The sequence below is a fragment of the Maribacter confluentis genome (assembly GCF_030505015.1).
Classification (GTDB): domain Bacteria; phylum Bacteroidota; class Bacteroidia; order Flavobacteriales; family Flavobacteriaceae; genus Maribacter; species Maribacter sedimenticola.
In genome coordinates this window covers 3,214,447-3,225,701 of record NZ_JAUKUC010000001.1, presented here as the reverse complement: position 1 = coordinate 3,225,701, position 11,255 = coordinate 3,214,447, and the positions used below count along the sequence as shown (strand labels likewise).

Sequence of the window (11,255 nt, the reverse complement as noted above, 5' to 3'; positions counted from 1 at the left end):
CTAAACTTAGATGGAGACCATACGGTTTAGCGGTTTTGAAATGTTTGGAATTTGTCCTAAAAATCGAACTTATAAGTAGCTCCTCCAAGCACTTGAATACCTTGGACCTGAAAATTGGCCCAACGCTGATACTGATTGTTTGATAGGTTGGCCCCTTTTACAAAAAATGAAAGGTGGTCGTTAAATCTATAGCCTACATGTGCATTGGCATCAAAATACCCTTCTAATGTAATTGGGGTATCTATACCTGGTTGTGGAATGGCCGCACCAGAATTTGTATCGCTTGCAAAATCTTCTCTTTCACCAACATAAAACAGATTGGCCCCCATAAACCATTGTTCGCCAATTTGATAATCCATGAATAATGAGGCTTTTAAATTAGGTAAGTTCCAAGCGGGGTTACCCGTTTCCGTGGTATAGTCATACACCTCGGCATTGACACCTAAGGTAAAATTACGGTTCACATCTACATTTAGTTCCCCAAAGATTCCAAGCGTTTTTATATCGTCATAAAACACCCTGAAGGAATTCCCTAAAAAATATCCGTTATCATCACTTCTAGAATCTTCTTGTGGGTTTAATATAAATAGCGGTTTTCTATTTTCTGCCGCATACGATCCTTTAATATTATAACTTAAATTAGGTAACAGCTGCCCTTTAAATCCAACATAGGCATTATATTGACTATCGGTAGGCGCTACAAGCAATGTTGGTGACACAAACGGATTGGCTTCCACAAAATCATAATACGAGTTTTGCCTTAATTCTCCGGTTACACCACCATAGGCAATAACAGATTCATCTAATAATCTGTATGATGTCGTTACCGCTGGATAGATATAAAAGTTGCTTTCGCTGTTTTCTAAATCCATTCCGTAAACCACATTTATACCAAGATTTAAAGACAAATCATCACGGAGCATTTTTAATGACGGATTGATACCTGCCTGTAAATTACTATAGTCAATTGGTGAAGAATTAACGGCAGGGGCATAGCCATCGTTAGCAAAAGAACCCCCAACATAATCAACTTTAAGCTTAACGCCAAAAGCCTCTTCATTCATGGGGAATTCAAAACCAGTCGTCAAAATCGCCCTATTTTCTCCTGAACTTAACGCATCAAAAAACCTACGGTACTTTATATCCGCTCTCTTGAAATAAGCGTCCTCTACATTTATATGGGCACCTGCTTCACCCATAAAATAGTTTTGTGTTTCATCTATACCGCTCAGCTCACTTTCGCTAAATTCCCCTTCAGGAATTCCGTACCAATTATACAATTGATGTTGCAGACCAATAGCCGCTCCCCAATCCAAATCACGGTCACGTTTTGCATATGATGCATCCAATCTTGTATCGTAGAAGGTATCTTTCAATTCCACATCTTTAATTCCACCGCGAGATGATAGGTGATTAAAACCTATATCAAAATTCTCATCCCTATTAATGGTCCTACTTGTGTAAAACTCACCTAACACATTGCCATAGTTACCTGCTCCAAAAGAGGCATAAGAATTATATAACTGTGGTGGTGGTAGTTTTTCTACGGTAGATGCCGTTCCTTTTGAAGGTGTAAAGGTAGATGCTACAGGTACCGAAAAAATACTATAGGTAATGGGTTTCTTTTGCAAAACGATAGAATCGTTCAAATTGGGAACCGATTTAATTTTAAATGCGTCTGACACGGTTGGCGTATATGCTTTGGTAACCGTTACTGTCTCCGTGCCCAAATCATTGTCCTTATCATCTTGGGCAAAACCAATTTGCATGCCAAGGGACAGAAAAATTAAGGCAATAATATAGTTATTGTACATAGGTGTTCTTTTACTGGTGTACATGATGTTTAATTAGGATTAACCGATGAATTACTTTGGGACTCTTTAGATTTAATGATTGCCAACTCCGCTCTGGCGTCTTCCACGATTTCCGGATACTGTCCAAAATTGTTTATGACACTTTCCAAAATATAGGTAGCCTGGTAGGCATCTTTAAGGGCATAGTAGTTTTTGGCCATTAAAACCAAACCTTTACCGCCCCATTCCTTATAGGTAGCGTAGTCCTTTGCCAATTTTTGTACGGCAATGTTAGAATTTTCATACAATCCTTCTTTATGCTCAAAATAGGCATCATAATACAATGCCTCTGCGGCAGTGGTTCCAGATGCAATCTTTAATACTTCTGCATATGCAGCTTTGGCCTTTGTCTCGTCATTGGTAGCTATGGCGGAACGTGCGATCATAATTTGCGCATCACTCTTAATACGGTTATCAATATTTGAAGTGGCCAATACTTTATCTGCATATTCCAATGTTTTTTCATAGTTGCGCTGTCCATAATAGCCTTTCATTAAATTGGAACGGGCAAAAGTCCTGTTTTGTTGAATGTTGGCCTGGTTTTCCAATTTTAGCAAATACGGCATTGCGGTTGCATAATCATCCTTACCAATATATACCTCACAGACCCTTGTCAAGGCTTGTTCGGCATACTCACTAGTACTACGGTCCGCTACATATTTATAGTAAGGAAGTGCCTTATCTTTTTCTCCTTTACCAAAGTAGAGTTGGGCCAAACTAAAGTTGGCATCAAGCGCATGTAGACCATTTGGAAATTGTTGAATATAATTGGTATACCCACGTATGGCCGCATCTATATTTCTGTCCAAATTTTGTTTTTGTGCGGCATCAAAGGTTGCATTGTCCAGCTCGGCATCGGTCACTTCAACAAAATCAAGACCGCGAACCCATTCTGCATACTCTTCTACCCTGCCCAGATCTACGTAGACCAATTTTGCGGTAGCCACTGCCTGTATAGCCTCTTGCGTTTTTGGAAAATCACGAACAACCGTTTTAAACTTTACCAATGCGGCATCGTTGCGGTTGGCATTGTAATTCACCAAACCTTGCCTCATCAAGGCTTGTGGCACTAATGAGCTACCCTTATATTCCTTGATCAATCGATCGTAAGCTTCCAATCCGTCACTTTCCTTACCTTGGGCAACATAGGTGTTTCCCAGTTCAAAAAGCGCATCGTCCTTAAAACTGGAACGTGGATATTGTGCCACGAACATTTCTAAGCTTTCAATTTTACTGGCACTACGGTCAACATAACCGTAGCTCATGGCTTTTTGGTAAGCAGCATAATCTTTCTCCGGTCCGGTCAGTTCCAGGGCCTTGTTATAAGTTTCTATTGCCGGCCAATATTTACTGGTAGCATAGTAGCTATCTCCCAACCTTAAAAACCCGTCGTGCAATTTTTCTACCTCTACATCCCTGTTTTTTACAAATGACCCAAAATAGGTAATGGCATTAGGATACTCCTTTTGCTTAAAAAAGGCATAGGCCAAATTATAGTCAATATCCTTGTACATTTCGGTGTTTTTTGCGGATGGATTGTTCTTGAAGGCCATAAAACCCTTTGCCGCTTCATCAAATTTATTGCTGTTATAATCGGCTTCGGCCTTCCAATAATTTGCCCTTGCCTTGAACAGCATATCTTCCGCACTTGCAAGTGATTTGCCAAAACTTTCCGAAGCTGCCATATAATCGCCCTCCATATACAGTTCAATACCCCTGTAATATGCCACTTTTTGGTAAACGGTCTTACTGGCATAATTTCTGTTCTCCTCCAATAATTGCATTGCGCCCGCAAAGTTTTTTGAGGTGATGTAAGAATCTACAAGCAAAGTTTGCATTTCTTGTTGATGCTCATCATTAGGATAGGTTTTCAAATAATTTGTTATTACCGCAGGTACCGCCTCGTAAGCATTACCCACTTCATAACTTAAACGTGCATAATTCAAAAATGCATCTTTCTGAATCTCTGCACTATAGTCCATTTGCGAAGCATTTCTAAAAGCATTCAATGCTTCCTGTTTTTTATCCAGTTTCAAATAACATTCCGCCAAATGGTAGTATGCATTTTGAGCCACGCTGTTGGTACCGCCTATAATTTTATTGAATTGGGCAATGGCATTTGCATAGTCCCCACCTTTGTAATAGGCATATCCAAGATAGTAATAGTCCGTATTGCTCCATTTACCCCCTTTGCCGTTATATTCCTTTAAATAGGGAATGGCGTTTTCATACTGATCAAGGTTAAAATAACTTTCACCAATGATCTTGTTGAGTTCAGAAACTTCCTTTCTGTCAGATTTCGGCAATTGTTTTTTGGCCAAGGCAATGGCTTCCTCAAATTTACCGAGCTTAAAATTCATATCTGCCTGATAGTAGCTCAGTTTTTCCTCCAATACGTTTTGATCGGTAATTTGGTCAAAACGTTCATTGGCCGTTTCATAATCATCTTCCTGATATGAGATATAGCCTAGGTAATATTTGGCCTGCGAACCATAAACAGGTGATGTGGTGACTTTTTCAAGGTATTTTTCGGCCTGTTTTGTCTTGCGTGATGAAAACAGGGAATATCCGTAGTTGAAATTGAACTTGTCCATTTCTCCACGTGATAATGAACCTTGGTCCACCTTATCGTACCATTTTAAGGCATACGGATACTTTCCCGTTTGAAAATAGTATTCGGCCACATCGGCAAAAGCGGAATTCCGTTTAGTAGAGGTAGGATATTTTTCAACAAAATCCTCCATTAATCTATCTGCACCAATTTGATTTAACCGCACTGCCGCATTGGCTGCATAGTAGGCACTATTGGCAGCGGTCTCCTCATCTTTTGTGGACACTTTGACCTTATTGAAAATGGTCTGTGCCGCTTGGTACTGTTCGTTGTTGTAAAGCGCTAAGGCGTCTTGAAAAGCTTTCTGTTCGTGCGTGTAAATTTTAGTCTCTTGGGCAGTGGTCAAAGCAACCAAACCCAACACCATTGGAAAGAAAGCGGTGATTTTTTTAAACATAGTGTTCTGTTACTATTTAAATATACCGGTTATCACATGTGATAACGGCAAAAATTGTTCCTAAGTATGTGTAATACCCCTGCAAAAGAAAAGAATTTGAAAAAGGGTTCATTATAATCAATAGATACTTATTACTTTTATATCAACATTAGCACTATGGGAGAGATTGTTTTAGAACTTAAGGATGCCTCTATATTTCAAAAGGAGAGTTTGGTATTGAGCGAAGTAAGTTTAAAAATAGAAAAAGGAGAGTTTGTATACCTGATCGGTAAAACCGGAAGTGGCAAAAGTAGCTTTATGAAAACCTTGTACGGCGATCTACCGTTGCAAAAAGGGGAAGGCCATATTGTGGAGTTCGATCTAAAGACCTTAAAGGAAAAGGATATTCCGTTTTTACGAAGAAAATTGGGAATTGTTTTTCAAGATTTTAAACTTTTACCAGACCGGAACATTAATCAAAATATGTTGTTTGTCCTAAAGGCGACCGGATGGACGGACAAGGCCAAAATGGACACCCAGGTATTGAACGTGCTTGAAAAAGTGGGCATGAAGACAAAGGGCTTTAAATTTCCGCATGAACTTTCTGGTGGTGAGCAACAACGAATTGCCATAGCACGTGCTTTATTAAATGACCCAGAATTAATCATTGCCGATGAACCTACCGGAAACTTGGATCCACAAACCAGTGTAGAGGTCATGAAAGTTTTACAGGAAATCAATAAATCTGGTAGGACCATTCTTATGGCAACGCATGATTATGCCCTAATTCTTAAATACCCGGCAAAGACGATTAAATGTGATGCCAATAAGGTGTTTGAGGTGGTACAGCGGGCGGTATAATTTAAAAATGTTAGCTCATTATGACCTAAATAGAACGTGAATGGAGAATTATATTGGAAAAATAGTTTCGCCTTATAATAAAGTCGATTTTATTGATTCTGTTAGACTTTCAATATCACAAGATATTATAGAAATAGAGTTTCCTTCAACAGAACGCAATTTCAATAACATAAAAACAATTATTGGTATTTTCAATGGAATTGGAAAAATCACCTTAGTAAATTGTCAAAACACAGCAAGGTCCAGTGGTGCAGGCGGAATAATCAAGAAGTATAATGTAGAATACTTATTTAAGGGTGGACATATTCATAAGCCCGAGTCTATTTATTTCGACAATGTAAATATAAAGATGTCAGGTTTACTTGATTGGACCAAAATTTAGTCTATAAACTTTACTGGAAAAGATTTATCAATTAAAAAGGTTAAGAGAATCACCATTTATAAATCAGATAATTATACAATAGAAATTTTTCCCTCCCACAATATAAGTTTAAAGAGAGAATTTAATGAAATCAATTTCAAAGAAAATATTAGTTTAAAAATCAGCTCTTTAAATAAAGATATTAATGTTTGGGATTACCTCCATTTAATAAAAGAATTAAAAAAAATATTTTTTATTTTATCCAATAGAGATACTAAAATTGATGACACAACTTTCAATAGAAAAGAGGAGTTAGGCATCACCCTTTTTTGGGCAGGTAGTAATTCGTTAGGATCTCCATCCTATATAAATCCAAAAATTACGTTTGAGGATATTAAATTAGAATTGAACGAAATCATCCATAATTGGTTTGACAAAAAGGACTTACACACAAGCATAGAATTAATTTTAGAAAAAACAATCAATACTCAATTAAGTCATGAAAATTATTTTCTAAATAATTGTTTTGCGATTGAAACATTACATAGAAGATTCAATAATTACAAACTATTCGATAAGTCTGAATTCAAATCTATTAAGGAAAATATATTAAAATCAATTGAAAATAATGATTTGAGGAAATTGATAGAAAATAACTTAGCACATATAAATGAACCTAACTTTCGGAATAGATTAACTAATTATGAAGCTGATTTTTCACATCTACTTCCTGAAAATCAAAATGTGAAAAATTACATATCGAAAATCGTAAAAACTAGAAACTATCTTGTACACAGAGGAAATAGTAAAAATATTTTTGAAGAATTCGATATGCTATATGCCTCTTTTTTTATTGAAACTGTTGTTAAAATAAATGTTTATAGAATCTTAGGGATAAAAAATAAATTGATTGAAAAATTACTGATTGAAACAGGTGAAAGAATCAATAGTTTATATCAATCTAATGACAGAATGCGTTTTGAAGATTAAACTTTTAAAAATCCTTTATAAATATAACAACAAATGATTATAGACGTACATACCCATATCAACAACTATCATGAAGATAGAGTGGTGTCTTTAAACGAAAGTTTAGACAAGCTTTCGCAAAACATGAAGGATAATAGCATTGATTACTCTTTAGTACTCACGTCATATAAAGTCAATGAACATAGACCAAGTACCAAACAGGTTGTAGAGGCTATAAAAGGGTATAATAATTTGGGTGTGGTATCGGGCATTAGTTATTTGCATTACAACCACAGAGATGTAATTGAGATTAGCGATTACCTTGAAAAAGGATTCATTAAAGGTTTAAAATTCTACCCAGGTTACGAGCCATTTTACCCGAATGATATTCGTTTTAAATTAATGTATGAAATGGCGATTGAATATGACGTACCAGTAATGTTTCATTCTGGTGACACTTATGCGCCTACCGGAAAAATAAAATACTCCCACCCTATTCATATAGATGATTTAGCTGTTGACTATCCAGAGTTAAAAATCGTGATTTGCCATGTGGGTAATCCGTGGATCAAGGATTGTATGGAAGTCGTTTATAAAAACAAAAATGTCTACGCAGATATATCCGGATTGGTTTTGGGTGATTTCTCAGATAAGTTTGAACGCTACATGAAAAAGGAAATCGAAGAAATGATTACTTATGCTGGCGACCCTAAATACCTACTTTATGGTACCGATTGGCCTATTTCGAATATGAAATCGTATCTAAAATTCATGGATCAACTTGATTTATCAAACGAGAAGAAAGAACTCATTCTTTGGAAAAATGCTGCTGAACTTTTTAAAATTGATATTAGTCAACTGTAGATACAATCCCAAAACACCTAGGAATACCCAAATTTCAGGTATTACAAACTAGCCTCTGAAAATCCCAATCCATATTTTTCAGTAGGGTAGAGAATCCCCTTTTCCAATCTAAAAATAGAATGGTACGGGTCGTCAATAATATCTAAGTGCCCATCTAAATCTGCATATACTATGTTAGGCCTTGATAAGGCAAAATGCAATCCTGCAGCTATACCTAATCCGCACTCGTCTATACAACCAACCATGGCATCTAGCTTGGCCGCCTTTGCCACGGAATTAATATGCATTCCTACCCAGATACCCCCAACTTTTTGAAGTTTGATATTGACCATATCCACACGTTCGTTCTGTGCCAAACGAAAGGCATCTGTCAATGTTTTTAGGCTTTCATCTGCCATAACGGGTATACTAACTTGATCGGTAACTTCGCCCAATCGTTCCTCTGATTCCACTTTGGTAGGTTGTTCAAAAATTTCAATCCCGATCGCTGCGGTCGCTTTGACAAAATCTACCGATTCCTTAACGGAATAACCTTGGTTACCATCAAATCGTAAAGCTATATCCGGGTATTTTTCATGTAGCATCCGCATTTTAGCAATATCCTCTTCAAGATCGGTACCGCCTTTAATTTTCAAAATCGTAAAACCCTGCTCAATAAATGTACCCGCATAGGCCAAGGTTTCTTTTACCCCCATTATACCAATGGTAATGCTTGTGGCAATGTGGTTACGGTATCCTCCCAAAAATTTATACAAAGGTACTTCTGCCTTTTTGGACATTATATCAAACAATGCCAGGTCTACCATGGCCAAGGCAGAAGAACGTTTGCCCAATAACTGTTTTAACTCCAACAACAACAAAGCATAAGTAAACGGGTCTTTCCCTATCAAATAGGGAATAATGATGTTTTTAATGGCATGGGTAACCTCTGCCGGAGATTCATTGGTAACCACAGGATCGGGAGCGGCACAACCATACCCAACAATTTTACCATCGGTTTCAATTTTCAGGATAAAATTACTGGTGCGATCAATAGTCTCGTACGCAATGGTATAAGGATCGGAAAGTTTAAGGTCCAAACGCTCATATGAAATATGGGTTATTCTCATTTAAGTTTGGTCATTAAAAGTGCAATCAGGTCTTCTGCCCCATACTCCAACACATCATAGGCCGGCAATTTGGTCTCTAGGGTAATTGCCTTGCAAACGTCCAAGATTTCACTTTTTTCCATTCCTTCATGATTCACGGTAATGGCAATGACTTCCTTACCTGAAATTACCTGTATTGCATTAATCTGTTCTTCTAGCGAATGCATTTTATATCCGGGAAAACCGTCATATTCCAAACGTTTGGGCGCATGTTGCAGAATGACATAATCCGGTCTTCCTGCGGCCAGAATTTCAAAACCACCTGGATACGCCGGGTTCATAAGACTACCTTGGCCTTCAATTACAATAACATCCGGATTCTCATTCTTGTAGGCACTCACCACGGCATGTTCTATCTCGCCAGAAACAAAATCATTGATACAGCTATCCATGACCATACTGTATTTTGCACCTTGCATCCAGCCGGTTTGTCCCGTTCCGATCATTTCGGCCTTTTTGCCCGCCTTACGGAATGCATGAACCAAAATCCAAGCTGTGGTCCGTTTGCCTAAAGCAGAATCGGTACCCAATACCGCTAATTTTAAACATTCCACTTTTTCGATATCCCCGGTAAAAAAATGGAGTTTATCGCGATCCGGCGTTTTTCTGATATCCCTGATCGTAACTTTTTTCTCGTTGGCCAAAGCCACCAATTCCGGATCATTGGTCAAAAAATCATGTAGTCCGCTATCTACGTTCCAACCCTGTTGCAATGCTGCCTTGATCGTAGATTTGGCCACTAGAGGCAATCGGCCTCCATCTGGCGCAAGGCCAATGACCAAATAACTAGGCAACTGATTGGTTGCGCCGAGTGTTGAAATGGCCGTTTCAATGTCATTAAAAACGGGTATTCCGTTAGGTCTACCGTCCAATACATCACCGGCATCCCTACCCGCATATTTTTCGTCTAGGACTCCAACTATCTCGTAGCGCTCCGTAAAACGGACCAAACCATGTGCAGTTTTTCCATTGGGCGTATTAAAGGCACCTTCACAGTACACCAGAGCCTTACCATCTATCACTTTTTTCATCTCTTGTATTAATTTTTTGCGGTGAGCACGGCCACAAAACGGTCAGGCTCAAAATTCATTTTTTCATCCAGTTCCAGAAGACCGATCAACCCCGCAGTGGATGCAGGTAAAATTCTGAACCCTTCCTTTTTATATAATAGGGAAGTCATTTCCCTTAATTTTTTGTCACTGATATTGAATGCCTCTCCTTCAGATTCCCATAATGCATAAAGCGCCTCCTCCCCGTCAAAACTATGCCAATTGATCAAAGGTTCATTGTATTTGGTCTCCTTGATAACCGTGGGATTTAAATCTTTACAATGGCGCAAGCCCTGAAGATAGGATTCAACAATAGGATTTTTATGGGACGATGATGCAGCGATCATTTTTGGTATTCGTGATGTCTTGCCTCGTTTATACAAATTTACAAAGCCCCTATAAACTCCGGCGAACAAGGTTCCGTTGGATACCGGTATGGCGCAGTACTTAGGTGCATCGCCCAAATCCTCAAAAATCTCTTGGGCAATCTGCGCATAGGCCGATATTTGTAATGGGGTATTGGCTCCTCCGGGATTGGCGTCATACCAACCATTCTCTATCGCCAACCTAGAACTTTCCGTTACCACATCCTCATAACTTCCCGGTATACGAATTATTTCTGCACCCAAGGCCTCCATTTCCATTACACGGTCCGTATGGTAACTCTCCGGAATGTATATTTTACAAGCAATGCCCGCCAAATCAGAAGCCAGGGCCATAGCAACGCCATAATTGCCACAAGTAGCCAAACTTACAATAGTAAACTCCCTTCTCAACGCATCGTATAACTGAGCAAAGGCTATGCGATCTTTTTGCGTTCCGGTAGGATTATCTCCTTCATACTTTAGGTACAATTGGCGTACATCAAACTCCCGTTCCAAGGTTTTTGCACGGTGAAGCCCTGTATCACCTACCTCTAAACTTATTATATCCTCAAAACATTCCAAACGGTCTACCAAGGATTTACGAGTATCCTTGACCATATCACTGAGCCTACGTGCCTCTGCGGACACTTTATTTTCAGCAGTTTTTACACCGTCTTTAAGATTCATACCTATATAACAATTCTTTTTTTAAGATAAGGTAATTAATTTGATTACCCCTTTAGAATAATAATATTAAAATACCATAATTTAAGATTGCATAGGTACTCCAATAATGGA

Annotated in this window: 9 protein-coding genes; 4 read left to right on the top strand and 5 right to left on the bottom strand. The window is 38.3% G+C overall.

All coding sequences use genetic code 11. The features are described 5' to 3' along the window. Positions 1-56: 56 nt before the first annotated feature. Both Q2T41_RS13960 and Q2T41_RS13955 read right to left on the bottom strand, forming a co-directional pair. Positions 57-1,838: a TonB-dependent receptor gene (locus Q2T41_RS13960; protein ID WP_304436568.1), complete on the bottom strand. Its 1,782-nt coding sequence runs from the start codon at positions 1,836-1,838 to the stop codon at positions 57-59. 5 nt (positions 1,839-1,843) lie between these two features. Beyond that, on the bottom strand, positions 1,844-4,861 hold the full coding sequence (locus Q2T41_RS13955; RefSeq protein ID WP_304436567.1) for a tetratricopeptide repeat protein: 3,018 nt from the start codon (positions 4,859-4,861) through the stop codon (positions 1,844-1,846). Positions 4,862-5,017: 156 nt separating this feature from the next. Between Q2T41_RS13955 and Q2T41_RS13950 the strand changes: the two genes are divergently transcribed. From Q2T41_RS13950 to Q2T41_RS13940, 4 genes are all read left to right on the top strand, one after another. Continuing rightward, positions 5,018-5,701, top strand: a complete 684-nt coding sequence (locus Q2T41_RS13950) for a cell division ATP-binding protein FtsE (RefSeq protein WP_089259555.1) — start codon at positions 5,018-5,020, stop codon at positions 5,699-5,701. A gap of 40 nt (positions 5,702-5,741) precedes the next feature. After that, entirely contained in the window at positions 5,742-6,083 is a 342-nt protein-coding gene (locus Q2T41_RS20810) for an ApeA N-terminal domain 1-containing protein (protein ID WP_367186877.1), read from the top strand. A 384-nt stretch (positions 6,084-6,467) separates the two neighbouring features. Further along, positions 6,468-7,052: a HEPN domain-containing protein gene (locus tag Q2T41_RS20805; protein ID WP_367186876.1), complete on the top strand. Its 585-nt coding sequence runs from the start codon at positions 6,468-6,470 to the stop codon at positions 7,050-7,052. A gap of 33 nt (positions 7,053-7,085) precedes the next feature. Then, positions 7,086-7,895 carry an amidohydrolase family protein gene (locus Q2T41_RS13940; protein ID WP_304436566.1) on the top strand — a complete coding sequence of 270 codons (810 nt, stop codon included), beginning with the start codon at positions 7,086-7,088 and terminating at the stop codon, positions 7,893-7,895. 41 nt (positions 7,896-7,936) lie between these two features. Here Q2T41_RS13940 and Q2T41_RS13935 read toward each other — a convergent pair whose 3' ends face one another. Genes Q2T41_RS13935 through Q2T41_RS13925 form a run of 3 tightly spaced genes read right to left on the bottom strand, consistent with a single transcriptional unit; the run spans position 7,937 to position 11,144 of the window. Beyond that, positions 7,937-9,004 (bottom strand): mandelate racemase/muconate lactonizing enzyme family protein, encoded by a 1,068-nt coding sequence (locus tag Q2T41_RS13935; protein WP_304436565.1) that lies wholly within the window; start codon positions 9,002-9,004, stop codon positions 7,937-7,939. Then, positions 9,001-10,074, bottom strand: coding sequence for an N-acetyltransferase DgcN family protein (locus Q2T41_RS13930; protein ID WP_304436564.1), 1,074 nt, complete (start codon positions 10,072-10,074; stop codon positions 9,001-9,003). The genes Q2T41_RS13935 and Q2T41_RS13930 overlap by 4 nt, the downstream gene beginning before the upstream one ends. Before the next feature lie 8 nt (positions 10,075-10,082). Then, positions 10,083-11,144 carry a pyridoxal-phosphate dependent enzyme gene (locus tag Q2T41_RS13925; RefSeq protein WP_144804907.1) on the bottom strand — a complete coding sequence of 354 codons (1,062 nt, stop codon included), beginning with the start codon at positions 11,142-11,144 and terminating at the stop codon, positions 10,083-10,085. Positions 11,145-11,255 lie beyond the last annotated feature (111 nt).